Source organism: Streptomyces sp. NRRL S-337 (genome assembly GCF_000720175.1).
Lineage (GTDB): Bacteria > Actinomycetota > Actinomycetes > Streptomycetales > Streptomycetaceae > Streptomyces > Streptomyces siderophoricus.
The window spans coordinates 310,117-334,986 of sequence record NZ_JOIX01000002.1 but is presented as its reverse complement, the minus strand read 5'-3'; the positions used below and the strand labels follow the sequence as shown (position 1 = coordinate 334,986).

The following is a 24,870-nucleotide window of genomic DNA, read 5'->3' as shown; positions in this document are numbered from 1 at the left end:
CTCGCATGGTCATGCAAAGGGGAGGGGCTAGTCGTGTCTCCGGGACGAGAAAATCGGCGTGCCGCGGGCGGTCGCGGCGGTTTGAGGCGATCACTCAGAGTGAAGTCTGCGCCCCGCAGGCCAGGCCTGTCGACAGCCACGTCCCCCGTGCTGTGGCGGCCTCGGCTGCCTCGCGAGCCCCCGCGCGGGAGCGGACAATGGTGGCCGGGGCAGCAGCTCCCTCTCGGGTACGGAGGAGGCAGCGATGCGTCACACCCAGCTGACCGGGGAGCCGGAGGCCTACACCGACGCACGTGAGGAGCTGCGGCAGGCCGAGATCGAGCTGATGCGCCACCGCGAACGCGTCGCCGAGCTGCGCCGCCGACTGCCGCCCGGGCCCGTCGTCGACGACTACGCCTTCGAGGAAGGCCCCGCCGACCTGCACGCAGACGACGCACGCGGGCAGACCGTCCGGCTGAGCGAGCTGTTCACCCGGCCGGGGCGGGACCTCGTCATCTACCACTTCATGTACGGCAAGCGGCAGACCGAGCCGTGTCCCATGTGCACGATGTGGATCGACGGGTTCAACGGCGTCGCCCGCCACCTCGGGCAGAACATCGACTTCGCCGTGGTCGCCGCAGCCGACCTGCCCACACTCCGCGCGCACGCCCGCGACCGGCAGTGGACGAACCTGCGGCTGCTGAGCGCCGGCTCCAGCTCCTTCAAATACGACCTCGGCAGCGAGGATGCCGAGGGCAATCAGGACTCGACGGTGTCGGTCTTCACCCGCGACGGCAACGGGGACGTGCGCCACTTCTACTCGGCGCACCCCCGGATGTCCGAGGACATCGACCAGCGCGGTATCGACCTGCTCTGCCCGGTGTGGCACTTCCTCGACCTCACCCGGCACGGCCGGGGCGACTGGTTCGCCGCACTCAACTACTAGACGACCGATCCGGGCCCTGGCCCTGGGCTGCGACCCTGCAGGGAATGCGCGGCCGCCTTCCCCCACGGGGGGCTGCCCCGTGCGGCGCAGCCCCCGGAGACTCACACTCGGTCGGCGGCGATCAGCAAGTACTGGAAGCTGCCGTTGCGGTAGGCGTTCAGGAAGGTGTCCTCGATGCCGGTGACCAGGTGGTCGGCCTGGCGGCGCAGTTCCCAATAGGGGAGCGCGGCCTCCGTGAGGTCCTGGACGTGCACGGGGACCAGCCGGTTGTGGGCCATGGCGCGGAAGTACGCCGAACGGGGGTGGATGTCGCAGATGTAGTGGGCGTTGATGAGGGACACCTCACGGGAGGCCCGCCCGTAGGCGTCGTTGTAGCAGCCGGTGATCACGACATAGCGTCCACCGCGCCGCAGCAGCCGTGCGTGTTCCGCGAAGAGCAGGTCCAGTTCGACGTACATGCTCGACTCGTTGTTCCAGGACGCCGCGTACGCGCCGGAGGTGAAGCCGGTGTCGAGCATATTGCGGTGGTGGTAGCGCACCTTGTCGTCGATACCGCGCTTGCGGGCCTGCCCGTTGGCGAACTCGGCCTGTTTGGCGGAGATCGTGGCCCCGTCCGTGTGGCACCCGTAGCGGAGGTGCGCCACCACGCTGCCGCCGCCGCGACCGCAGCCGGCGTCGAAGACGCGGTCGGTGGGGGAGAGGTCGCCGAGGTGGGAGGCGAGGAGTTCGGCCTGGGCGTGTTCCAGCCGGTGCAGTTCGCCGGTGATCCGCTCGCGGCGGCGGTCGGGGTCCGACTCCTCCAGTACCGACCGGTCGGCGTCCCCGATGCCGTAGTGGTGGTGGTACAGGTCGTCGATCTTGCCGAGTTCGAGGTTGACCGGGTTTTCCTCGGCGTTCCAGTAGTCCGCGACACGGGACTGGTACGTGGACTGGGTCGGCACCGGCGTGCGTGCGGTGTCGGCGTGAGCGATGGTCAACGTGGCTCCTTGCGAGGTGCGCGGATCGGTCTACCAGTAATTCGGCAGGTGATAGCGGTCGGTGTTCGTGGCGTGCCACTCGTGGTTGCCGGAGACCCAGTCGGCCAGGCTCCGGACGTACCGTTCGAGGAGGGGCGAGAGGGCGGCCAGCGGGGCCGACTCCGTCTCGAACGCTTCCATGATCTGGTTGTGGATCTCGACGCTCTTGAGGTAGGCGGCCTTGAGGCCGCGTTTGTCGTTGGCGGCCACGACCTGCGGCAGGTTCAGATGGGTCGGGTCACTGGCCAGTTCCTTGGTGAAGGAGTACAGGTCGTTGACGATGGTGGTGGCGTTGCAGGCCAGAGCGGTGACCCGCTGGACCTCGGGGCGGGCGTAGAGCGCTTCGGGCAGTTCGTAGCCGTCCACGGCGTCCACGATGGACAGACAGGGCCGGAAGTTGTTGAACTGCCGCATCACCAGGTACTCCCAGACCTGCGGGACGTGCCGCGTCTCGGCCCAGGACGCCTCGGCGAGATAGCCCAGGTGCAACCGGGCCATGTCATGCACGAACCGGTCGGTCTGACTGGGGGTGGCGAAGGCCGCGAAGTCCTTCAGGGCCCAGTGGTACGAGCGCAAGGGGCCGTCGGCCTGCACGCCGCCGCGCCACTCCTCCTCCGTTTCGGCGGTGCCGTGGAACGGGTCGAGGGCCGACTGGGCCATGATCAGCCGTCCGCCCAGGCCGCGGCGTGCACCGCCCCTGCCTTCGTCCTCCTCGCAGTAGCAGCTGTCGACGAGGTTCTCGGCCAGCAGCAACTCGCCCGCGGCGGTGAGGCGTTCGAGATCCGCCGCACCGGGATGCTGCAGGACGACGGCCCGGCCGAACTTGAACTGCGCGAAATCCCCGGTCCACTGCGCGGGGAAGAGGTCCAGCCGGCGGGCCCATGCCTCCAGTCTGCGGTCGACCTCCTTGACCTTTTCCGGGTCGGCGGGGGTGGCGGGTTGGTACCTCAGCCCGGGGACGGCTCCGCCGCGTCGGGCCCGCGAGGAACCGGCGAGGCTCGGCGGACCGGGCAATGAGAAGGCGGCGGCGGTGTTGGGGGGCGTGCTCATGGTCGTACTCCACCTGGTCAGTCGGTGCTCCGGCCGATCTGGACGTTCTCCAGGACTCCGGCTGCGTCGGGCACGAGGATGGCCACCGAGTAGTAGGCAGTGATGAGGTAACGGATGACGGCGGCCTGGTCGATGCCCATGAAACGGACGTTCAGCCCCGGCTGGAACTCCTCGGGGATGCCGGTCTGGTACAGGCCGACGACTCCCTGGTCCGCCTCTCCGGTGCGCAGCGCGATGATGCTGCTGGTGTTCGTATCGCTGATCGGGATCTTGCCGCACGGGAAGATCGGGACGCCGCGCCAGGCGGGAACCTGGTGCCCGTTGACGTCCGCCGTCCCTGGTACCAGGCCGCGTTTGTTGCACTGCCGGAAGAAGGCGGCGATCGCCTTCGGGTGGGCCAGGAACAGCCGGGTCTTGCGGCGCATGGCCAGCAGGTCGTCCATGTCGTCGGGGGTGGGCGGGCCCGTGTAGGTACTGATGCGCTGGCCGTAGTCGGTGTTGTGCAGCAGTCCGAACTCCCGGTTGTTGACCAGTTCCCACTCCTGGCGCTCGCGGATCTCCTCCACGGTGAGCCGGATCTGCTGCTGCGTCTGGTCCATCGGGTCGTTGTAGAGATCGGCGACCCGGCTGTGGACCCTGAGGACGGTCTGGGTCAGCGAGAGTTCGTATTCGCGCGGGGCGAGGTCGTAGTCGACGAAGCCGGCCGACAGCGTCGGCTCCCCGACGTGCCCCGCCTGCACCGGCACATCCGCCTCGCCCTTGCGGTTCGTGGGGCGCTGCTGCCGCTCCGCGTACGCCGTCAGATGTGCGGCCAGGGACGGCACCCGGTCGGTGAACTCCCGGATCACGTCCCAGGGAAGCGCCATCAACACGCCCGCGGTTTCGGCCCGGACCGAGCTCTGCCACCGCGGATCGGACCGGCCGACCGCCTCGTCGCCCATCTGGTCGCCGTCCGTGACGACGCCGAGGACCTCCTCCTCGCCGTACTTGCCGGCGGTGTAGCGGACGAACCGGCCGTGGACGACGAGATACGCCTCGGTGGCCGGCTGTCCTGCCTCGAAGAGCGTCTGACCGGCCCGGACCTCCCGGACGCGGAAGCGGCCGGCGATCTCCTTGAGGACCTCGATGTCGTCGTAACCGCGCAGGACGGGCAGCTCGGTGAGGGTCTGGGGGATCACCTTGATGTCGTCCGCGCCGTTCTGCTCGAACTGGACACGGCCCCGGCCCACACGGAGTTGCAGACGCCGGTTGACCCGGTAGGTGCCGCCCTTGACGTCCACCCACGGCAGCATCTTCAGCAGCCACCGCGAGGTGATGGCCTGCATCTGGGGCTCGGACTTGGTGGTGGTCGCCAGTTGGCGCGCGGCCTGTGTGCTCAGGCTGGTGAGCGGACCGTCCGCGGGTGGTTCGAGATCGGGCTCTTCGGTAGCGGGACCGGCGACGCTGTCCGGTACGGACACTTTCCCTCCCGGGACGTGAACAGAAGTGAGCAGAACGGCCGGTGGTGAGCGGGATGGCCGTGTGCAGGATCAAGCCAAACAGGAGGAAGAACGGGTTGGTACGGCGCGAAAGGGGGCGACCTCCGCATTCAGGAGGCACAAACCCCAAAACGAGGCAATCGGAGCGCAATCCTGCCTCCGCACGCCCTCCGGCCGCTGCATGATCCAGGAATACCCGCGCCGGGACCGGTCACCTCCCGCCACCGCCCCGCCCGCAGCCGTCGCGGTACGGTGTCCCGCGATGGATGACGACGTGCGGCCCTGGGACGCGGCGGCGCCGCTCGTACGGGCCGCGCAGCGCGGCGATGCCCTCGCCATGGACGACCTGCTCAAGCTGGTGACGCCGTACGTCACGCGGTTGTGCGGCTCGATCGCTCCGCGCGACACCGCGGACGCCGTGCAGGAATCCCTCCTCGCGGTGTTCCGGGGGCTGCGCGGGCTGCGGGATCCCCAGGCGTTCTACGGGTGGGTGCGTGCGGTCACGGTACGGGAGGCCGCCCGGGTGGCCCGCCGCACCGCGAGCGAGACGCCCGCCGATCCCCAGGAGATCGGCCGGCTGCGGGACCTGCTCCCTGGCGCCGGGGGCGAACTGACCACGGAGGTACGGGACTTGCTTGCCCGACTGCCCGTCCAGCACCGCACCGTACTCGTACTGCGGGAGCTGGAAGGCCTGGACGAGCGGACGACGGCCGCGCTGATCGGCGTACCGGAAGGCACCGTGAAATCACGGCTGAGCAGGGCCCGTTCCTCCTTCCGGAAGGCGTGGACGCGGTGACCGCCCCCGACCAGGTCGCCCGGCTGCGCGTACTGGCCGCCGGACTGCGCGCCCCGCTGTACGCCGAGACCCGGATCGCCCTGCCCTTCGACCGGGTGTGGGCGGTCGTCGCCGACCTGGAGGGCGAGCTGCCCCATCTGATCTCCTTCGTCCGGGAGTTCAGGGTCCCGCCCGGTGACAGCGAGCGCAAAGCGGCGCAGGCCGAGGATGTCCTCGGCCTGCGCGGCCCGTTCGACGTGCGGCTGAGCACCGGATGGTGCCTGATGCAGTCCCGCCTGGTGACGATGGGCATCGCCGCCGAGCCGGACGGCGCCGGGACCCGGCTCGCGGTGTGCGGGGCGGCGCGTCCCGCCGCCCTGGGCCCGGTGCAGCGCGTCTACCGCAGCCTGCTCGGGAAGCGCCGCACACGCGCCTTCTTCCGTGCGGTGGAGCACCGCGCCGCCCTGCGCTGACCTCTCAGCAGGCCCTGCCGCCATCGGGGACGGTCAACCGGCGCTGTCATGGGGCGGTTTCACCAGGGGCAGTCATCTGCCCCTCTTCCCTGCTCCCTCTTCTCTGCTCCTGTCTGCTGGTCCTGTCCTGCGGGCCTGTCCTCCGGTCCTGTCCGTCCTCTGGTGCCGGCGATGAGTTCCCGCAGGGCCTCGGCCACCAGCGTCGGCCGCTCCTCGTGCAGATGGTGTCCGGCGCCCGGCACGATCCTGACGGTCAGGTCGTCCGCGTGGGGCTCACCGCGCAGCAGGGCCGGCGGGATCACCGGGTCGTGCTCGCCGACCAGTACGAACGTCGGGACGGTCAGCCGACGCCGACGGTGAGTACCCCGGAAGCCCGCCGGAATGTCCCGTACGACGTAACTCCAGAACATCGCCTGCCAGGCGTACGCCGAGGCCTGTGCCGCCGCCGTGAACTCCGTGAGATCCGCCTCCCGCCACGCACCCGGGTCGGCGACCGCGCGCCGCAGCAGGTACCGGGTGAAGGCCGGCCAGTGCCGCAGGACCAGCCGTCCGACCACCGGGTACTCAACGAAGGCGGTGAACCACATCCGCCACAGATTCGGCAGGACGTCACGGTGACGCGTCCACGGGTGCGCCATGTTCAGCGCCAGGAAGGCGCGGAATCGCCCCGGGACCCGCTGGCAGAGCCGGAAGCCCACCCCGGCACCCCAGTTGTGCCCGACCAGCGTCACCCGGTCGAGGTTCAGCTCGTCGAGCAGCGCGAGTACGTCGTCGCCGAGCCCGTCCGTGTCGTAACCGCGCCTGGTCTGCTCCGACCAGCCGAAGCCGCGCAGATCGACGCAGATCAGCCGGTGATCGTGGGCGAGCAGCGGGACGAGCGCGCGCCACGCGTACCAGTGCTGCGGGAAGCCGTGCAGCAGCACCACGGGCTCGCCCCTGCCGAACTCGGCGATGTGCAGCCGTGCCCCACGGACCGTCACCCACCGGTGCTCGGCCCCTTCGAGCGTGGGCAGGGGGCGGTCGCTGCTGATCATGTGGGAATCCCTTCGCCGGATGCGAGAAGCCGCTTGCACCGGCCAGGAGGCGGCCGCCCCCGCGAACGTTCCCTCGTATTTTGCGCGTCCGTGCGGACAGCCCGGCTGCCCCGGAACGTGACGCCGGCGTGCTCGTCACGGCGGCTGCCAAGGGGTTCTCGCAGACAGCTCTGTGGGACTAGGCGTCGGCGAGGTCCTGGCCGGGATTCTGGCCGGGTTCCTGGTCGGGATTCTGGGCGGAGGCCGTGGTGTCGGGGGTCTTCGTTCGGCCCCCGGCCAGCCGTAGCGTCATGGCAGCCACTACTCCCGCCACCAGGCCGAAGGTGAGCGCGGCCGGGACGCCGTCACCGATGCCGGCGGCCAGGTGCAGCAGCCCCCAGCGCAGACCGGCGCCATCCGTCGCCATCCGCAGCAGCTGGCTCGCCAGCAGGCCGAGCACGGTCGCGCACACCGCGCCGACCGCCATCGCCGGGACGGTGGCGCGGGTGAGGAGTCCGGGCAGCCGCCGCAGTGTCCACCACACCACGGCGAGCAGCAGCACGTCGGCGGCGCGATACAGGAGCCAGTCGCCGAGCGGCGTCCCCGCCGGGCCGGTCCAGGCACCGAGCAGCAGCCACTGACGCAGGAGGTCGCCCGGTTCGGAGAACAGTCCGAAGTTCGGGGAGATCGTCTGGAGGGCGGCGGCGACCGACTGGTAGGAGAGGACCACCAGGGACAGCGCGATCACCGCGGTTCCGGCGGTGGCGGCCAGGCGGGCGGCCCGCGCCGGGACTTCCACCGGCGGCAGCGGATCGTCTCCGGTGGCGGTGACCCGCGCGGCGAGCACGGTCACCACCGCCGCGACCAGCGCGGTCACCACCAGGATCTGCCGCCCGGAGCCGATCACGCTCGCCAGGTGGGGCAGGAAGCGGAAACTGCCGTGCCCTCCTGCGGCAAGCATCCACGGCGCCGAGACGGTGACCGCCAGGGTCCCGGCCACCACACCCCACGCCCACATTGCGAGCAGCGCGGCCGCCGTCCGGCCGCGGCCGCCCACCGGTGGCAGCCGGCGGACCAGGAGCAGCGCCCCGAGCAGGAACAAGGCGAAGACCGCCCCGAACCGGATCTGCAGCGCGGTGGTGTACAGCGAGAGGTAGCGGGCACCGTCGATCAGGGCCGCGTCCCCGACCCCGCCGGACGCCTCGCCGCCGAGCTGGGCCGAGGACGGCGGGTCGTACGACCAGGGGGCGAGCCAGTGCTCCAGCTCGGCGGTGGCCGGTCCGCCGATGACGTTGGTGGCACCCGGCAGGCGCAGCGCATGCCCGCTCGTCCCCGCCCACCACAGAAGCGCCGTGAGCACCACCGCTCCGGCCAGTGCCGGTATCGCCGCGCGCCGATATGTCATGTGTTCCCCCGCCTTGGTCGCGCATCGCGCTAATCCCCTCTTCACGGGGGATTACGGGGCAGATTACGGGGCGTTGATCACATACGGGTCACGGCCGTGCGCCGGTGGGCCCGGGCGGGCCGCCGTCGTCGGAAGGACCCAAGGGCGGCGGCCACCCAGTGTTCGGGCTGCATTTGGAGGGCGATGTGCGCACCGAGCTGGGCCTGGTCGGTGCCCTCAACTGCCGCCGGCGCGCCGGGCGGGGAAGCCGTGTGTGCGGGCGGCCAGTACGACGACGAGGACCGGGACGAGGAGGACCAGGACGGTCCAGGGGAAGGCGTCGGCTCCGGCGGAATGCAGGAGGAGGCCGCCGATGATGCCTCCGGCGGCCATGGCCGCGTTCCACAGGGTCACCAGCATGGCCTGGGCCGCATCGGCCGCCCCGCCACCGGCTCGGCCTGCGGCAGTCTGCAACAGGGTGGGAACGCCGCCCCAGCCCAGGCCCCACAGAGCGGTGGCGACGTACACCAGCCCGTGGATCCCGGAGAACGCGCCCAGGACGGCGGCGCCGACGCCGACCAGCACGGCGCTGGCGAGGGTCAAGGTGCGCAAGTGGCGGTGGATGAAGGTGCCGACGATCCAGATGCCTGCCAGCGAGGCGATGCCGAAGACCAGCAGAGCCGCGTCGGTGCGGCCGCCGAGGCCGATGTGGTGGAGGAAGGTGGCGATATAGGCGTAGAGGATGGTGTGGGCCAGAACGAAGACGAGGGTGACGAACAGTACCGGGGCCACCCCCGGGACGCGCAGGGTCCGGCGCATGGGGATCTTGCCACCGGCCCTCTGGCCCGGGTGGTCGGGCACGGTGACGGTGATCCAGACCAGCAGCACCAAGGTCAGGGCGGTCATGGCGAGGAAGGCGGCCTGCCAGGAGACCACTTGGCCCAGGAAGGTGCCGGCGGGGACGCCCAGGGACAGTGCGACGGGAATGCCCGCCATGGCGATCGCGATGGCCCGGCCCTCCTGGTGAGGGGCGACCAACCGGCGTGCGTAACCGGCCAGCAGGGCCCAGGCCAGCCCGGCGGCAACCCCGGCGAGGAACCGGGCGACGAGGGTCAGCGGATAGTTCGCCGACAACGCGGTAACGGTGTTGGCGACGGCGAAACCGGCCATGGCCGTCAGCAACAGGCGCTTGCGGCGCCAGCCGGCGGTGGCGGCGGACAGCGGGATCGCCGTGAGCACCGTGCCGAGCGCGTAGATGGTCACCGTCTGACCGGTGGCCGACTCGCTCGTGTGCAGGCCGGCGCTCATCGCCGGCAGCAGCCCGGCAGGCAGGGTCTCGGTGAGGCTGGTGATGAACACCGCGATGGCCAGTGCGAGCAGCGCTCCCATTGGCAGTCGATCGCGGGTAGTTGATGGGCCGTCAGTTACGGCCGCAGAGGCTATGGCGGTGTCAGTGGGCAGCTGGGTGCTTCGCATGAGGGGATGCTGAAACCTTCCCATTAGTGTGAAGGTCAAGTCCCGCTGGAATGCGGGCGGATCCGTCCGAGCTGCCCGCTTCCTGCCTGGACGCCGAAGCGGTGCGAAGAGGGGCAACTCCGCCCCTCGATCGTTCGTGCGAGAGGTGGCTACGATCTCGCCCATGACCAAGCTCTTCACGCACCGGCTGCGGGTGCGCTACAGCGAGTGTGACCAGCAGAACGTGGTGTTCAACGGCCACTATCTTTTCTATTACGACGTTGCCGTCACGGAGTTGTGGCGCGAAGCCGCGGGGGGCTATGCATCCATGCTCGCGGAGGGCGCCGATCTGGTGGTGGCAGAAGCGCGGATTCGCTATCTCCAGGGGGCACGTTTCGATGAAGTGCTCGACATCGAGATGCCCCTCACCCATCTCGGAACGACGAGCATGATCGTGTGCCCGAGATTCAAGGTCGGCGAACGGCTCATCGCGGAAGGGGAAGTGCGGCACGTGTTCACCGACGCCGTGGCCGGCGGCAAGAAGGAGATGCCCGGCGTGATCCGGAAGGCCTTCCAGCCTTACCTTTCAGCAGGCGAATAGCGCTGGTCCGGGCATCAGTCGGCCGCCCCGACCATTACCCGCGCGCCTCATCCTTCCCTTTGCGCAGTCCGGTCACGGCCCGCGCGCCCTCCTCCGCATACTCCACAAACAGTTCGAGATTTGATCGAGCCTCCGTGGGTTAGCTTCCTCTCATCGCCTGACCGCCCGCCGTCGCGGCCGCGGCTCCCTTTTCAGGCGCGAAGTCGATGGGGGGAACCATGGACATCGCACTTCCGACCGACGACACCGGTGGCCCTGCCCGCTGCTGTGTGTTTCTCTCCGACAACAGGACCGGCGGCCCCGTCTCCGGGGCACTGGCCTTTCTGGAAGCCCAGCTGACCGTTTTCGAGGAAGGCTCCGGCAGTGAGGTGGGGGCCGCCGCCCGCGCCGGGGAAACGGCGCGTGTCCCGTTGGGGCTGCTCGGCAGTGACCACGCCGGGTACCTCTCGTGGGAGCTGGCGCCCCTGTGGCGGCAGGCCCTGCAACTGGCGGAGCGGCCCGACGGCTCCACCGCCGAGGTACGGCTCGCCCATGTGTGGCTGTACCTCGGTGGTCCGCTGCAGAGCGCGGTGGACGTCCTGGCCGAGGCCGACGAGCGGGCGCAGGCCCTGGGAGCGCGGAAGGTTCGCCATCGCGATCTTCCAGGACGGCAAGCCGGTGCTCAGCCAGGACAACGTGGAGCCGGCGGCGCCCAGCGTCATCCTCAACGGCAAGGTCGCCCCGGACAAACCGCTGGACATCGTGGTCGACGGCTCGTCCACCCACTGGGTGACCTACCCCTCGATCTACTCCTCCGCCATGGCGGGCAACCCGTCCACCCACGGGACGTCTCCCGGCATCCTGATCACCACACATCTGGTCGGCAAGCTGACGCTCGCCGGCCTGGCTCCCATGCAGCGCAGCCATGTCTTCTCGATCCAACGCGACGTCACATTCACCTCGGTGACGCTGAGCGAGCAGCAGATCCGGCAGCAGGGCCTGGAGAAGGTGGTGTCCGGGCAGATCAACGCCAGCTTCGACAAGGTGATTTCGTTCGTGCGCGGGACTCAGCTCGTCCGAGACGTCCTCGACCAGCACCGGGACGACCACCAACAAGACGGACACCGTGCCCGTCACGTTCTTCACCGGACTGATGTCCATCAACCAGGTCAAGAACTGAGCCAACCAGGTCAAGAACTGAGCCATCCAGGCCGAGACCTGACTGGGATTCAGGAACCGAGTCCAGGGCCGAGGGGTACGTCCCTCGGCCCTGGACCCGGACCGGCCCCCCCGATTCTGACGGAAGGAACCGTGCAATCGTGCCCGTTTCGCCCAAGCTCACCTCGCGCGCCCGCGTAGTGGCGGTCACCCTCCTCGCGGCCGTTCTCGGCGGGAGCGGCCCGGTCGCGTATGCAGCCCTCGACGGCCAAGGCGCAAGCCCGGCCGCGCCGCCGGCACACGTCACCGCCGCGGGAAAGCCGTACATCAAGACCGAGCTCCTGTTCGGCACCGCCAAGCCGGACGGTGGCCCACCCGTCACCGACAGGCAGTTCCGCGCCTTCGTGGACTCGTTCATCACCCCACGGTTCCCCGCCGGCTTGACCGTCGAGGACAGCTACGGCCAGTACCGTGACAGGCACGGAAGGATCGAGCGCGAACGCTCGCACAAGGTCACCTTGCTCTACCCGACGCGCGAAACGGGACCTGACGGTCGCAAGATCGACGAGATCCGCTCCGAGTGCAACAGGCAATTCCAACAGGAGTCGGTGGCCCGCATCGACGACAGGGAGCGCGTCGACTTCTGACTGCGCCGCCACGGCGGCCCGCCCGGTTCTCCATGGCATGTGACAGGAGCAAATGCCCTCCCGTGACCGGGTGTTGGGGGCCGTTGGGCCGTGCATCCGGAGTGCTGGTGAAGATCGGCCGGGGCGACCGCTTCTGATCGCATTTACGGCTTCTCCGAGCGGGACAGCCCCTATGCTGTCACCTCGCAATGACTCTACGTGGTGAGTTTTTGGGGGGAATGTGAAGAGGCCAGCGTTAGCACTGCTTGCCTGTGGGCTCGGCTCGGTGCTCTTGGTGGGATGTGGAGGTGACGCAGAGGTCGACCAGTCATCGGCCGATATCGCCGACGCCGTCAGGGACTTACAAGGCGCCATGTCGAAGGAGACAGCGGCCGTCAAAGCGGGCGACGCACGTCAGGAGACCGAGAACGTGCAGCGCGTCGCGCAGGTCGATCACGATCGGCTCGCGCAGCTGGCGGAGCGAGCGCCGGCGGACACCCAGAACTTTGCCGACGCTGCCGAGACGTGGGCCAAGGCTGTGTTGTCGGACCGTAGTGCCGTCATCGCGGGGGCACGCGCGGACACCGGTAAGGCGGCGGTGCTCAATATCCGCCTGGCCGCCAGGAAAGTGGACTCCGAAGCGGCACGGCTGGACATCACGCCGTGGCAGAAGCTCGACCAGTACTGAGCGGCGCTTTCCGGCACGATGCCAGGCACGGGGGCCTGACGGGGAGCTGGTCGCGCGAGCGGAGGTGTCGGCGCTCCGCGTCCAGCCGCCAGTCGAAGCGGCCGACGGCCGGTCCGTCGGGCCCTCGTCCGACGGACCGGCCGTCGACCCGCTCTCATCGAGGAACTCCGCTGCCTCGGACCTGACCGCCGAGGCAGCGGAGTGCCTTTCCTATGCGAACTGACCGGGCTGGTAGTCGCCGGCGGGCTGTTGGACGATGACGTTCAGGCGGTTGAAGGTGTTGATCAGGGCGATGGCGCACACCAGCGCGGCGAGCTGCTCCTCGTCGTAGTGCTTGGCGGCCTGTGCCCAGGCCTCGTCCGTGACACCGCCGGCCGCGTCGGCGATGCGGGTGCCCTGCTCGGCCAGCTCCAGGGCAGCGCGCTCGGCGTCGGTGAAGACCGTGGCCTCACGCCAGGCCGCGACCAGGTTGAGGCGCGTCGCGGTCTCCCCGGCGTGCGCGGCGTCCTTGGTGTGCATGTCGGTGCAGAAGCCGCAGCCATTGATCTGACTGGCGCGGAGCTTCACCAGTTCCTGCGTCGCGGCCGGCAGCGTCGAGTCCGCGAGCACCTTGCCCGCAGCGACGAGGTGCTTCCCGACCTTGGCTGCGATCGGGCTGGCGAAGAGATTCAACCGAGCTTCCATGGTGCACTCCTGTGCCGTCTTTGAGTGGTGACACCTCTTGGACGGAACAGCTCCCGCATGTTGTGACACGAAGGAATGTGACGCGCGTCTCCTGTCGCATGGCGAAGTGGTCTTTTCGTGGCGGGTGGCGATGCCGCGCCCGTGCTTGAGGCGGTGATGCACCGTTCGACGGTGGGGCGCCCGAGGACGCGCGGGAAGGCCGCCATCCCCTGGGCGCGGAAATTCATGGCCGGCGGGCAGGAGATCTCCACCGCTGGACACATGAGCCAGCCAATGCTGCCAGGCAATGCGGCCAGACATCACGACCGTACGAGCAGCGGAAACACCATGGCCGACCGCCACCGGGACCGTGACCGCCCTTCAGTACACCGGAAGCGCCAGCAGCGTCGTGCGGTTGAGGACGAAGAGGCGGTTCCCACTGGCGGCGGTGGTGCGGGACCCGCCGCCGGCGAGGGCATACGTCTGAGGCTGGTCCTCGCCGGAGCGCGGCAGGCCGGTCACCCCGGTCTCGTCGCTCTCCACCACCCAGACGCTGTTTGCCTGGACGACCGGTGGCTGCCACGGCGGGGCGACGCCGGCGACCATCCTCGGGTCGGCGGCCTGGCTGCCGTCGGAGTGCAGTGCGCGCAGCGCGTCGCAGTCCAGTGCGTAGACCACGCCGCCGGCCACGGTGGGTGGGCCCCACCCGGCGACGCCTTGCCTGGGCGGTCGCAGGGGATTCAGGGCCCACAGCTCGCGACCGCCGGCCACCTCCACCGCCGCCAGGCTGGTGCCGCCGAGATAGACGGTGGTGCCGTCGATGGCGGGCCGCAGCGGTCCTTCGGCCTGTCCCTTGCGGACCCATGCGCGGGCCCCGTCCTCGGCACGGACCGCGGCCACGTCCCCCGTCTCCGTGCAGAGCACCAGATGGCCGGCGCCGAGTGCCGCGGCGGGGTGGCCGCTCGACAGCGGCAGCGGTGGCTGCCGGGTCCAGCGCACCTTCCCGTCGGTACCCACGCAGCGCAGCCGGCCGTCGGACGTCAGCAGGTAGACCGCATGGGCGTCCGCGGCCAGCAGGGCACCCACCGCCGCGTCCACCGTCCACCGGGGGGACCCGGTGGCGGCCACCCAGGTGCGCAGCGTCCCCGCGCCGTCGGCGGTGGCCACCAGCCGGTCGCCGATCGACAGATAGCCAGCGTCCGCCTTGGCGTCGCCGATCCGCCACCGTTCCCGGCCGTCGGTGACCCGGCGCGCCGCGATGCCGCCCCCGGAGGCCGCGAACACCACCACATCGCGCACCGGCAGCGGGGCCGGCGATCCGGCGTCGGCCACGCCCTGGAGGGGCCCCCACAGCGGTTTCGGGGTACCTTCGGCGGAGCCGAGCGGTGCGGCCCGCACCTTGGCGGCCGGCGGGATGTCGAAGGGGTCGGCCGGGGTGTCCGTACCGCCACCACGGCTGAGCCACCAGGCCGTGCCGCCGCCCGCCGCCAGCAGGGCTCCACCGCCGACGGCCGCGGCCAGCAGCCGCCGCCGGGGGAGACCGGGGGCGCCGCCGGCGGCACCCGCGGAGGTGGCGGAGGGGGCGGTCGAACGGGCCGTCAGACGGCGTGCCGTTGCTTCCCGTTGGCGGATCTCCTCGCCCAACCGGCCTGATTTCCACAGCCGTTCGGGCTGGCGCGGCGCCGCAGCGGCTTCCGCGACCTGGCTGGGCAGGGGGCGTGCCGCCGGGTCCTTCGAGAAACACGGCGTGATCAGGTACCGCAGGCCCTCAGGAACGGCCGCCAGGTCGGGGCTGCCGTGTACGACCTCGTACAGGACGGCCGTGACCTCGGCGCCGGTGTAGGCCGGCCGGCCGCCCGCGGCGAAGGCGAGGACGGCGCCGAGGGAGAAGACGTCGGCCGCCGGCCCGACGCGCCGCCCGAGGACCTGCTCCGGTGCGCCGTAGCCGGGGGTCACCGGGATCTGTCCGGTGCGGGTGAGGGTCAGGCCGTGCTCAGGGCGGGCGATGCCGAAGTCGATCAGACGGGGGCCGCGTGAGGTGAGGACGACGTTGGGGGGCTTCACGTCCCGGTGGACCAGCCCCGTGGCGTGCACGTCCTGGAGCGTACGGGCCAGCGACCGCGCCAGTTCCCGTACGGCGGAGTCGTCGAGCGGCCCGAAGCGGTCGACGGCGTCGTCCAGCGTCGGGCCGGCCAGGAACTCCGTGGCGATCCACGGCCGGCCGCCCTCCAGCTCGGCGGCCAGTACGCGTGCCACGCCCTCACTGGTCACCGCCTGCGCGGTCCGCGCCTCCCGGAGGAAGCGGTCGGCCAGGTGCCCGTCGTGGGCGAGCTCCGGCAGCAGGACCTTCACCGCGGCGGGGCGTCCGGAGGCGTCCACTCCGAAGTACACCTTGCCCATGCCGCCCTCTCCGAGGACGCCATGGAGGCGGTAGGGGCCCAGGCGCAGCGGATCTCCCTGGCCGAGGGGTTTCACAGGCGGTCGTCTCCAGGATCGGGAACGGGCAGGACGTCAGGCGAGCGGGAGGGCGATGGTCCGCTTCTCCTGGCGGACGTACAGGTGGCCGCCCTTGGCGTCGGCGGACAGGACGAGGGGTACGGTCTCGTACGTCCAGACGGCCTTACGGGCGCGCAGGTCGATGGCGCGGAGGCCCTTGTCGTCGGCGCAGTACGCGTACCGCTTTCCGATCGCCGGGGCCACGTTCCGGTTGTTCTTCCTGCCGGACAGCCCCTTCTCCTGCCAGTTCAGCGTGCCGGAGAGGGCGTCGACGGCGATCAGTCCCTGGTCCGCCTCGGTGCAGTAGAGGACTCCGTCGTGGAGGATCGGCTCGCCGTACCTACGCTCCTCGCCCGCGTTGTCGCCGACGTCGCGCCCCTTGCCGAAGAGCCACTCGAGCCCGCCGTCGGACAGCCGGCGGGCGGTGAGGCTTTCGGCGCCCAGATAGAGGTTCCGGTCGTCGGTGACCAGCCGGGACGGCGGGGTGGTGCCGGCGAACGTCTCGGACATCTCCCACAGTTGGCGGCCGTGGTCCTTGTCGTGCGCGGAGAGGCCGATGAACTTCGAGCCCTGGCTCGGGCTCCCGCACAGCACCACCCGGGACCCCACCACGGCACCGCACAGCGCCGGCGGGAAACCCTCGGTCTGCGGCCCGTCCACCGGGCTGCGCCAGCGCTCCTTGCCCTTCCCCAGGTCGGCCGCGACCAGGTACCAGCGCTTGCCGGAGGCGGCCTTCGCCACCAGGTACGCGATGCCGTCGACCACGCACAGCAGCTGGTTGTACTGCTCCTTGCCGGTGAACGCGGAGAGTTCCACCAGCGGCTTGCCCAGTTGGCCGTCGATCGGCGAGACCTCGCACACCGCCAGCGCCGCCCCCTTCTCCTGGAAGCCGCGCAGGGCGTACACCCGGGAGCCGTCGGTGGCCGACCGCCAGGTCTCGGCGATGTTTGCCTGCCACGTGTCCTTGCCCGACTCGGCGTTGATGCCGCACAGCACGATGCCCGCGCGCATGACCAGATTCCGGCCCACCCGCGTCACCTCGCCCCCGGAGTCGGGGCACCTGATGGTGGTGCTCCACAGCTGGTTCGGAGGCTTCGGCCGGTCGACGGCGTCCTTCTTCGCGCCGCCGCCCCCGTCGTCCCCGGAGCCCCCGAACAGGGCCCAGCCCCCGCCGCCGAGGAGGCCGCCGGCCAGGAGGGCGCCCCCGGCCACGGTCAGCAGCTGCCGCCGCGAGACGCCCGGTGCGGGGGCGGTCCCGGTCCGCGGCGTCTCGGTGGGCACCGGTGGGGGCAGGCGGTGCGGCGGCTCGCGCCACACCTCGTCGCTGCGGCGGGCGATCTCCCGCAGGACCGCGTCGGGCAGCAGCTCCGCGAAGCCGCCGCGGTCGCCCGGGGCGGCCCCGGCGCCGCCCAGTGCGGTACGCAACTCGGTGGTGGACGGGCGGTGTGCGGGATCCTTGGCCAGGCAGCGGACGAGCAGGGGCCGCAGCGACTCGGGAACCCCGCCGATTTCCGGCTCGCCGAACCGGACCCGGTACAGCAGGTCGGTGGGGGCCCCGCCGCCGAACGGACCGACGCCGGTGGCGGCGAAGACCAGCACGCCGGCCAGCGCGAACACATCGCCCGCGGCGGCGTGTTCCAGGCCCGCCGCCTGCTCGGGTGACATGAACGCCGGCGTTCCCACGGCGCTGCCGACGTTCGTCAGGTGCTCGTCGCCGAAGGCCCGGGCGATGCCGAAGTCGATGATCCGCGGGCCCTGCGCCGTCACCAGGATGTTGGACGGCTTCAGGTCGCGGTGCACCACCTCCGACCGGTGCAGCTGCTCCAGCCCGGCGGCGAGGGCCGCGCCGAGGGCGCGCACGGCCGGCTCGGGCAGCGGCCCGCCGGCCTCGACGGCCGCGTCCAGCGGCGGGCCGAGCACGTACTCCGTCGCCAGCCACGGGGTGGGTGCCTGGGGATCGGCGTCGACGACCACCGCACCGTGATCGGAGCCGATGACGCGTGCCGCGTCCGTCTCCAGCCGGAAGCGGGTCCGCAGCGTGGTGTCCGCGGCGAGACGGGTGTGCAGCGTCTTCACCGCGACCGTGCGTCCGCCCGCCGAACGGGCCAGGTAGACGGTGCCCATGCCGCCTCCGCCGAGGCGGGCGAGGATCCGGAACGGCCCGACGGTGTGCGGGTCGTCGTGGAGAAGGGGGGAGATCATGACTTCAGTGCCCTTGGGTGGGGAGTGCGGCGGCGAGGACCTCCGCCGACTGACGGGACAACGCCTCGACGATCCGGCCGGGCAGCGACATCGGTTCGGTGGAGCCGGTCAGCGCGCCGTATGCCGCGCCCGGCAGCAACTCCGCCAGCACCCTTGCCGGTTCGGGGCGGCCTTGCGGATCGCGGGAGCGGCACGCGGTGATGATGTCCCGCAGGCCGGCGGGGATCTCCTGCTGCTCGGGCACGGTGTGCCCGGTCGCCGCGTACGCCAGGACGGCGCCCAGCGCGTACACGTCCGCGGCCCGGTCCGCCGGGCCGCCCGCCGCCAGCTCGGGGGCGAGGCAGCCGGTCTCCAGGCCGGTCGCCTGCGGGGGCGAGGCGGCCCCTGTCACCGGATTCGCTCGGGTCGCACCGAAGCAGCCCAGCAGCGGCCCGCAGGCGGTCAGCAGCACGCCCGCCGGGCAGAGCCCGCCGTGCACGATGCCCAGGACATGGGCCGAGGCCAGGGCTTCGGCCAGCGTGCCGCCGAGGGCACGGACCAACGGCTCCGGCAGCGGACCGCCGTACGCGGCCAGGACGGCGGGCAGCGGCAGGACGGGCCGGTACGGGGAGGAGTACCACGGGAAGGCCGGGGTCCCCCCGAGCTGGCCGACCGGCCAGAAACCGGGCTGGGTCAGCCGGGCCGCCTGCTGCGCCTCGGCCGCCCACCGCGCCGGGTCACTGCCGGGCGACGGCAGAAACGCCAGCACGGTGTGCCCGCCGTCAGCGCTACGGGCCAGATAGCGACGCTCGGGTACGCCCCTGCTGCCGTCGGCGTCGAGACGCGCCAACGTCAGAAATTCCCCGATCCGCGCAGGATCGTCCTGTCGCAGCCTCTCCACTTGTTTCTCCCCCGTCAGGCTCGATACGGACGTGAGCCTATATACGGCGGGGACGGGGGCCGGACGGGGGGCCGCATCGGGGACGACGGACGGTACAGGGCGTCCGAAGTGCGCATTTTTGCCCGGGAGGGCGAGCGGGGTGGTCACCGAGCGGCTGGGTCCGGCCGCTCACTGCCGACTGGCCGTCCGGGGCCGCCAGTTGTCGCTGCGTCCCCATCGCGCGTCGATCGCCAGGACGGTGTGTTCCACTCTTGGCGTACTCCCTGCTACGGCCTCAAGGAGGCACGGATGATTCTGGTGACCGGTGCGAGTGGGAATGTCGGAACGGCGCTCCTCGCTCGTCTTTCTGCCGACGGTGTGGCCGTGCGTGCGGCCTACCGGGATCCGCACACCACGGCTCAGGTGATCAAGTCGGGCGGTCGGGCGGTGACGCTCGATCTGGCCCGGCCGGAAACGCTCGGGCCGGCACTCGAAGGCATCGAGTCGGTATTCCTGCTCGGCGCGACGAGCCCGGACCAGACGGCACATGAACTCAACATGGTGGAAGCTGCCCGGGCGGCGGGAGTCCGGGTGGTCAAGCTGTCGGTCTGGCGGGCCGACGAAGGGCTCTCGCCGATCGCCCGGCTGCACCGGCCCGTCGAACAGGCACTGGTCACGTCCGGGCTGCCCTGGACGATCCTGCGCCCCAACTTCTATCTGCAGAACTTCCTGAACCAGTCGTCCATTCGAGCGGCCGGGGAGTTCAGCCTGCCGCTGATCACCGCACCCATAAGCTTCATCGACGTCGGCGATATCGCCGCTGTCGCAGCGCGGGTTCTCACCACTGACGGCCACGACGGCCGCATCTATGACCTCACCGGGCCCAAGGCACTGACGTACGCTGAAGCCGCGGAAACGTTCTCCGATGTCCTCGGTAAGCCGGTGCGCTATGTGGGACTGCCCGACGACGCAGCGCGTGCGGCAATGCTGGGCCGTGGGCTGCCGGAGTTCTACGCCGATGCCCTGATCGAAGTCGCGCGCGCTTTCCGCGACGGTGGTGCCGAGACCGTCACGCCAACCGTTGCCGATCTCGCCGGCCGCGAAGCCCTCGGGTTCGCCGATTTCGTCCGCCGGAACCGCCACGTTTTCGGTTGACCGCGGTCCGCATCGTCTGGGGCCGAGCGGGCCATTCAGATCCAGGGTGCGCGCTCGATGAGAAATTCCTCGTCGGGGAAGTCGTCCGGCAAAACCTGGCTCGTCAACTCGCGCCGGAGGATGCGCAGCAGGTAGCTCTCTGCCGGGCCCTCGTAAACGTCGTACTCCTGACCACGGCCGGTGACGGTGAGAACTGCCCAGTTGTCGGGGTCGGGGTGGGGAACCAGGAACAGCATGTCCGCGTTGTCCGTGCCGCCCCACCGGATCAGTTCCGAAGGCGTGACGCCGCGGCCCGCCAGCAGACTTCGGATGTGAGGACGGGAGTTCGCCATGGTTGCGCGTGCGGCGATCGACCTTCTGATCAGGTCGACGTTCTCGTTCTGGGCACCCGCCCGGTAGACGCGGAGGAAGTCGTCGAATTTGGCACCGCCGAACACGTCGAGGAATTCCTTGAAGGGCGCCGGAAAGCTGGTGTGCAGGGTCTTCTCGGCGCTCGGCCAGTCGTTCGTCACCGGGTGGTCCGCGCCGGCCGAAGGGAAACGAGCCAAGAGTTCAAGATCGGTCATATCGCCTACTTGTTGATGACGGTCTGGTCGATGTCAAGGCCAGGCCCGAGGGCCTTGACGTGAATCCCGGCCGGAATGAGATCGTCCGGGTTTCGATATACCGGCGTCGCGGAGTACTCCACGGGTCCGCGTGTGCTGACGGTTTCGTGGATGAGCTGTTCCAACTTCTCCATGACCTCGTTGTTGGCCTTGTCGTACATGATGGCGATATTGGCCGGCGCACGTCCATCGCCACCCAGCGACCTGGCCAGGAGGTGGCCGCGGGTGTGGCCGGCGGCTTCACCCGCCCACCCCGGCGGCTTGATGCGCCGCGAGGGCTTGGTTCCCGTATTGAGCATCTCCGAGGTGATCGTCGTCTGCACACCGGTGGCTCGCCCCAGGGCGTCCACCGGCTTGCAGTACGACGGAGTCGGCCCGGTCGGAGCCGGCACTCCTGGGCCTGCCGCCCGGCCCCGGACGGCACTGACGGCGGCTGCGGCGGCGGTCGCGGCGGCCGCTCCGGCAGCGACCGCGCCCGCCCCGGTCCGGGCTTGTTTGCCGCAGGGATCGCCGGTGCGGGGGAGGGGTGGCGGGCTCGGGTTGCCGTTGGTGTCATAGCTGACGCTGCCGCAGGGCGCGGCGTACGCGGGGGTCGGCAGGAGCAACCAGAGCGCGCACAGCAAGCCGGACACTGCCGCCGTGCGCCGTAACAACATGCGTAGGGTCATGACGCCGCCTGGACCGGGTTCGGAGTCGGTGGGGGTGGGGCGGGTGGGCGTTTGAGACCGGCGATGCGGCGGCGCAGAGCGTCTTCGGCCGGGGCGTCCGCGGTGTGCGGGTCGTACTCGTCCCGACTGCGGTGCCAGCGGGTCATACCGAGGCGTAGCTGGGCGTCGTACAGCCGGCCCAGGTGGTGGTACGCGGTGATGCCGTGGCGCCGGAGTGCCCGCAGCCGGAGGTAGAAACGCCGGGGCGGGCTCAGGAGCACCGGTACTTCGTCGGCGGTCACCGCTCCGTGCCCGGTGGCTGCTTCAGCGCGGAGCTCGACGGCGAGCGCGGCTGCCTGGTCCTGGGTCCCGCGCCTCAGCAGAACCAGGTAGAGCAGTACGAGCGGTCCCTGGAGCAGTAGGAAGGCCAGCGGGGTGAGGACCAGGAGGTCGACGGTCGGGCCGGGTGAGAACCACTGGTCCTTGACGCGGCTGAAGGCGGTGAAGAACACGTCATTGGCGAAGTGACCGGCGATGGCGATGGCGAACCCGCAGACGATGGCGGTCCGTCGGGCCCGCCGCTCCTTCAGCTGCCGCGCGATGCCGAAGCCTGCGCCGATCGCCGCGGTGAACGCCACATGGGCGGCCATCAGCCCCAGGGACTGGCGTAGGAAGTACTGGGTGGAGGCGTTCGCGGCGTCATGTGCGGCCATGTACTGGGCGCTCTCGGTGAGGTTGAACCCCACACCGCTGGCCGCGCCCAGCACGATCCCGGAGACGATGTTGTCGATGTGCCTGCGCAGCAGAAGGTAGGCGAGCGCAACGCCGGCGCCCTTGCCCAGTTCCTCGAAGAGGCCGGCGGACAGCAGACTGCCGGACGTCACGTCGAGCTTGAGCCGCGCCAGGTCGAGTGGCATCAGATGCCCGGGCCCAGGGGAGAGGTAGTTGTAGGCGTAGTCCAGCCACCATTGGTTCATCGAGCCGCCGAAGCCGCCCCCCACCACAGCGCCCCAGCCGGCCATCACCAGCAGGACCCGTGCCGGGAGCCGGGCGTAGCGCTGCATCCGGTGGATCAGCCACAGCGCGTAGGCGGTGCTGGGCAGGCAGAGCAGCAGCGAGGTGAAGCTGTGGGCGAGGGAGTCGAGCATCCAGACCGGGTAGGGCAGGAGCAGCACCACGGCTGCTGACGCCTCCCGATGAGCGAGATGCCGCCCGCGTCGCCGGCCCAGCAGGTACATGGCCAGGGCCGCCGGGAGACTCAGGACATAGCACCAGAACGACACCTTGTACCAGCCGAACGACGGGTAGGGCGACCCCTTCAGTGGTGGGTTCAGCCAGCCGACCAGCTCATGGGCTTCTTCGTAGAAGAGGTGCGGCCGGAGAACGTCGATGGCCACCTGGACGGTGTACGCGGCAGACATCAGCACCGCGACGAGCAGCACCGCGCGCATGCGAGCGTCCGGAGAGCCGGAGAGGTGACCTTCAGGGGAGAGCTGGCTCATGAACTCCCCCCGGTGAGACTTGGCATACCGGTGGAAGAACCGGTGGGAAATCCAGTGGGAAGTTCGGTGGGAAATTCGGTGGGAAGTCCGCTGGTGGGAAGGCCCGTCGGCACGTTGGTCGGCAGGCTGGTCGGCAAGGTGCTGGGGATCCCGGTGGGGAAATTGCTGGGCAAGATGGTCGGGAAGCTCGTCGGCAATCCGGAGGGACGGGGCCGCATCCCGGGGAGAGTTGGCACTTCCGGATTCGGCCGCACTCCGAAGTTCACCACCCCCGCGACTACGCCCAGCAGCACGGCAGCCACCCCGCAACCCACGAGGAGGCGGTACTGCGGTGCTCGTTGGTAACCCGGCGTCTCCGTCATTGTCTGTGTCTTCGCTTCTGTCTCCGGCGCGGGGTCAGTCACGGCGCACCCCTGACCGCAGCACTCCGAGGACTGTCTCGTCCGCTCCGCAGGAACCGGAGAACGCGATGGCGAGGTAGCCCCCGACCCGAACGCCCCGTGGCGGGCGCATGGAGTTGCCCGTGCTGAACGACGCACCCTTACCCGATGTCAACGACGGTCCTTTCGTCACCTGGTCAGGTCCTGCGAGGGTGTACAGCGAGGGTCTGCCCGCGGAGTTCGCCAACACCTCCACGCCCGCATCGGTGGGAGACATCAGCGTGACGGACGAGACGCCCGGCAGTGTGGTGCTCCAGCGCTGTCGACCCGTGGCGAGGTCCACGGCGATGACGCCGTCAGAGCGGGCGTTGAAGGTGTTTTCGCCTTTGACGAGGTACAAGGTGTCAGCGTTGATCAGCAGGTTCGCCGGGGCATGGACGCCGACGTAGTCGGTGACCGCGGCGACGGTGGCGGCTCCGCTCGTATCGACCGGCAGCAGCCGGCTCCCTTGCGGCGACAGTGTGTAGAGCGCACCCCCCGGACTCGACAGATCGCAACCGACCAGCAGATGGTCCGCCTTGACGGTCATGAGCGCGGACGATGCCCTATGGGAAACGGGGTACTTGCACCCGGGCAGTGGGCTCTCCCAGACCGGTGTGGTGGGTGAAGCGGCACCGAAGGCGAGCAACCTGGGCGCATTGCCGCACTGCGCAGCGGCATAGACCGTGCCCATCAACGCCTGTGCGTGCCCGCTGAGTTGGCAGCCGTTGGTCATGGCTGCGGCACCGAAATCGGTGGACCACCTCACCTGGCCGGTCGGTACATCGGCGGTGAGCAGATCGGTGCCGGAATGGTCCCGCGTTCGCGGTCCGGCGAACGGGGCGCTCACCACGTTGCCGCTGATGGACAGCGACTCCCCACCGACCCGGTCGGGAAATCCGGTGGATCCCTCGGCCACCAGACTCACCGCGTGTGTCCAGCCGAGCCGGCCCGAGCCGACGGAGACGGTCTGGAGCTGGTCGCACCTCTCGATCCCCGGGTTCGGGGCCCATCTGCCGTAGACGAAGGCCCCGATCCCTTCGGAGGTGCTGTGGCTCATATTGCACAACAGCCCGCCGTGCGGTGGTTTCCAGGACCACAACCTCTTGCCGGTCGCGAGGTCGTACGAGGTCAGGCCGGCGTCGGTGCCCAGCACGACGGAGGAGGACGTGCTCCACAGGCCAACGAAGGTGCCCGTGTCCGCTTTGGTCAACGACCAGGCGAAGCCGGACTTTCCTTGGGGGGTACGGCTGGGCCGATCGGTGGCCCCTGACGGAGTAACGGACGGATGGCCGGCGGCCGTTGACGAGGAACCCGGGCCCCAGGCCGTGAGTGCGAGAGCAGCGGCAAGAATCGTGGCGAGCACGGCAACGAGTGGGACCGCCGGTCCGTGGCGTCCCCATATTCGGGTGGGTGACGGGGGAGTGGGCGGTAGGGGCGGTGGGCCGGACGGCATGGGTGGTATGACCACCGGCTGAGGGCGCAGGCGCTGGAGTATCTGTGCGGCGGTGAGCCGCATGGCCGGGTCTTCGGCAAGGCAGTCGGCTATCAGCGAGCGTAAGGAGGGGTCCGGTACGGCCGCCAGGTCGCCCGGCCCGGGGCGAGGCACACCGGTGGCCGCGAAGAGGAGTACCTTCGCGAGTGCCCGGATGTCGTCAGCCGCGGAGCCCGTGGGAGCAGGGGGCCCCGAGCGGGCCGGCC

The 24,870-nt window shown here is 70.3% G+C and carries 22 protein-coding genes; 8 read left to right on the top strand and 14 right to left on the bottom strand.

From position 1 onward, the window contains the following. Positions 1-244 precede the first annotated feature (244 nt). A complete protein-coding gene (locus IG62_RS0103840) occupies positions 245-925 on the top strand; it encodes a DUF899 family protein (protein ID WP_030797543.1) in 681 nt (226 codons plus the stop codon). A 101-nt stretch (positions 926-1,026) separates the two neighbouring features. On the opposite strand, the gene IG62_RS0103835 is transcribed toward IG62_RS0103840, so the two are convergent. From IG62_RS0103835 to IG62_RS0103825, 3 genes are read right to left on the bottom strand one after another with little or no spacing between them, the layout of a single operon-like run. After that, positions 1,027-1,902 (bottom strand): geranyl diphosphate 2-C-methyltransferase, encoded by an 876-nt coding sequence (locus tag IG62_RS0103835; protein ID WP_030797540.1) that lies wholly within the window; start codon positions 1,900-1,902, stop codon positions 1,027-1,029. A 30-nt stretch (positions 1,903-1,932) separates the two neighbouring features. Then, positions 1,933-2,991 carry a family 2 encapsulin nanocompartment cargo protein terpene cyclase gene (locus IG62_RS0103830; protein ID WP_030797538.1) on the bottom strand — a complete coding sequence of 353 codons (1,059 nt, stop codon included), beginning with the start codon at positions 2,989-2,991 and terminating at the stop codon, positions 1,933-1,935. Positions 2,992-3,008: 17 nt separating this feature from the next. Then, the gene (locus IG62_RS0103825; protein WP_030797536.1) at positions 3,009-4,451 is read right to left on the bottom strand and encodes a family 2B encapsulin nanocompartment shell protein; all 1,443 of its coding nucleotides are present in this window, start codon (positions 4,449-4,451) and stop codon (positions 3,009-3,011) included. 280 nt (positions 4,452-4,731) lie between these two features. Here IG62_RS0103825 and IG62_RS0103820 point away from each other — a divergent pair, with 280 nt between their 5' ends. Both IG62_RS0103820 and IG62_RS0103815 read left to right on the top strand, forming a co-directional pair. Beyond that, positions 4,732-5,265 (top strand): RNA polymerase sigma factor, encoded by a 534-nt coding sequence (locus tag IG62_RS0103820; protein ID WP_051797520.1) that lies wholly within the window; start codon positions 4,732-4,734, stop codon positions 5,263-5,265. After that, complete coding sequence (locus IG62_RS0103815) at positions 5,262-5,717, top strand: hypothetical protein (protein WP_158794972.1); 456 nt, start codon at positions 5,262-5,264, stop codon at positions 5,715-5,717. Before IG62_RS0103820 ends, IG62_RS0103815 begins: the two co-directional genes overlap by 4 nt. A gap of 59 nt (positions 5,718-5,776) precedes the next feature. Here IG62_RS0103815 and IG62_RS0103810 read toward each other — a convergent pair whose 3' ends face one another. The 3 genes from IG62_RS0103810 to IG62_RS0103800 form a co-directional block, all read right to left on the bottom strand. Beyond that, entirely contained in the window at positions 5,777-6,751 is a 975-nt protein-coding gene (locus IG62_RS0103810; RefSeq protein WP_051797516.1) for an alpha/beta fold hydrolase, read from the bottom strand. A gap of 178 nt (positions 6,752-6,929) precedes the next feature. Beyond that, entirely contained in the window at positions 6,930-8,135 is a 1,206-nt protein-coding gene (locus tag IG62_RS0103805) for a hypothetical protein (protein ID WP_063755322.1), read from the bottom strand. A gap of 216 nt (positions 8,136-8,351) precedes the next feature. After that, on the bottom strand, positions 8,352-9,590 hold the full coding sequence (locus IG62_RS0103800; RefSeq protein ID WP_030797523.1) for an MFS transporter: 1,239 nt from the start codon (positions 9,588-9,590) through the stop codon (positions 8,352-8,354). Positions 9,591-9,753: 163 nt separating this feature from the next. On the opposite strand from IG62_RS0103800, the gene IG62_RS0103795 reads away from it, so the two are divergent. From IG62_RS0103795 to IG62_RS0103775, 4 genes are all read left to right on the top strand, one after another. Beyond that, complete coding sequence (locus IG62_RS0103795) at positions 9,754-10,170, top strand: acyl-CoA thioesterase (RefSeq protein WP_030797521.1); 417 nt, start codon at positions 9,754-9,756, stop codon at positions 10,168-10,170. Positions 10,171-10,827: 657 nt separating this feature from the next. Then, positions 10,828-11,508 carry a hypothetical protein gene (locus tag IG62_RS47005; RefSeq protein WP_158794971.1) on the top strand — a complete coding sequence of 227 codons (681 nt, stop codon included), beginning with the start codon at positions 10,828-10,830 and terminating at the stop codon, positions 11,506-11,508. Next, positions 11,469-11,954: a DUF3574 domain-containing protein gene (locus IG62_RS0103780; RefSeq protein WP_030797514.1), complete on the top strand. Its 486-nt coding sequence runs from the start codon at positions 11,469-11,471 to the stop codon at positions 11,952-11,954. The genes IG62_RS47005 and IG62_RS0103780 overlap by 40 nt, the downstream gene beginning before the upstream one ends. Before the next feature lie 352 nt (positions 11,955-12,306). Then, positions 12,307-12,621 carry a hypothetical protein gene (locus tag IG62_RS0103775; protein WP_158794970.1) on the top strand — a complete coding sequence of 105 codons (315 nt, stop codon included), beginning with the start codon at positions 12,307-12,309 and terminating at the stop codon, positions 12,619-12,621. A gap of 210 nt (positions 12,622-12,831) precedes the next feature. On the opposite strand, the gene IG62_RS0103770 is transcribed toward IG62_RS0103775, so the two are convergent. The 4 genes from IG62_RS0103770 to IG62_RS0103755 form a co-directional block, all read right to left on the bottom strand. Continuing rightward, positions 12,832-13,305: a carboxymuconolactone decarboxylase family protein gene (locus IG62_RS0103770; protein WP_030797510.1), complete on the bottom strand. Its 474-nt coding sequence runs from the start codon at positions 13,303-13,305 to the stop codon at positions 12,832-12,834. Positions 13,306-13,665: 360 nt separating this feature from the next. Beyond that, complete coding sequence (locus tag IG62_RS0103765) at positions 13,666-15,759, bottom strand: protein kinase domain-containing protein (RefSeq protein ID WP_030797508.1); 2,094 nt, start codon at positions 15,757-15,759, stop codon at positions 13,666-13,668. Between the two features lie 36 nt (positions 15,760-15,795). After that, positions 15,796-17,982 carry a protein kinase domain-containing protein gene (locus tag IG62_RS0103760; RefSeq protein ID WP_051797512.1) on the bottom strand — a complete coding sequence of 729 codons (2,187 nt, stop codon included), beginning with the start codon at positions 17,980-17,982 and terminating at the stop codon, positions 15,796-15,798. 4 nt (positions 17,983-17,986) lie between these two features. Further along, entirely contained in the window at positions 17,987-18,862 is an 876-nt protein-coding gene (locus IG62_RS0103755; RefSeq protein WP_030797503.1) for a serine/threonine protein kinase, read from the bottom strand. A 288-nt stretch (positions 18,863-19,150) separates the two neighbouring features. Between IG62_RS0103755 and IG62_RS0103750 the strand changes: the two genes are divergently transcribed. After that, positions 19,151-19,996 carry an SDR family oxidoreductase gene (locus IG62_RS0103750; protein WP_030797500.1) on the top strand — a complete coding sequence of 282 codons (846 nt, stop codon included), beginning with the start codon at positions 19,151-19,153 and terminating at the stop codon, positions 19,994-19,996. 35 nt (positions 19,997-20,031) lie between these two features. Here IG62_RS0103750 and IG62_RS0103745 read toward each other — a convergent pair whose 3' ends face one another. From IG62_RS0103745 to IG62_RS0103730, 4 genes are all read right to left on the bottom strand, one after another. Next, positions 20,032-20,562, bottom strand: a complete 531-nt coding sequence (locus IG62_RS0103745) for a hypothetical protein (RefSeq protein WP_158794969.1) — start codon at positions 20,560-20,562, stop codon at positions 20,032-20,034. A gap of 5 nt (positions 20,563-20,567) precedes the next feature. Continuing rightward, positions 20,568-21,257, bottom strand: coding sequence for a DNA/RNA non-specific endonuclease (locus IG62_RS49450; RefSeq protein WP_267887853.1), 690 nt, complete (start codon positions 21,255-21,257; stop codon positions 20,568-20,570). A gap of 8 nt (positions 21,258-21,265) precedes the next feature. Continuing rightward, positions 21,266-22,750, bottom strand: a complete 1,485-nt coding sequence (locus tag IG62_RS0103735; RefSeq protein ID WP_078871793.1) for a PrsW family intramembrane metalloprotease — start codon at positions 22,748-22,750, stop codon at positions 21,266-21,268. Between the two features lie 396 nt (positions 22,751-23,146). Beyond that, positions 23,147-24,382: a PQQ-binding-like beta-propeller repeat protein gene (locus tag IG62_RS0103730; RefSeq protein ID WP_234326245.1), complete on the bottom strand. Its 1,236-nt coding sequence runs from the start codon at positions 24,380-24,382 to the stop codon at positions 23,147-23,149. Between the last annotated feature and the right edge of the window lie 488 nt (positions 24,383-24,870).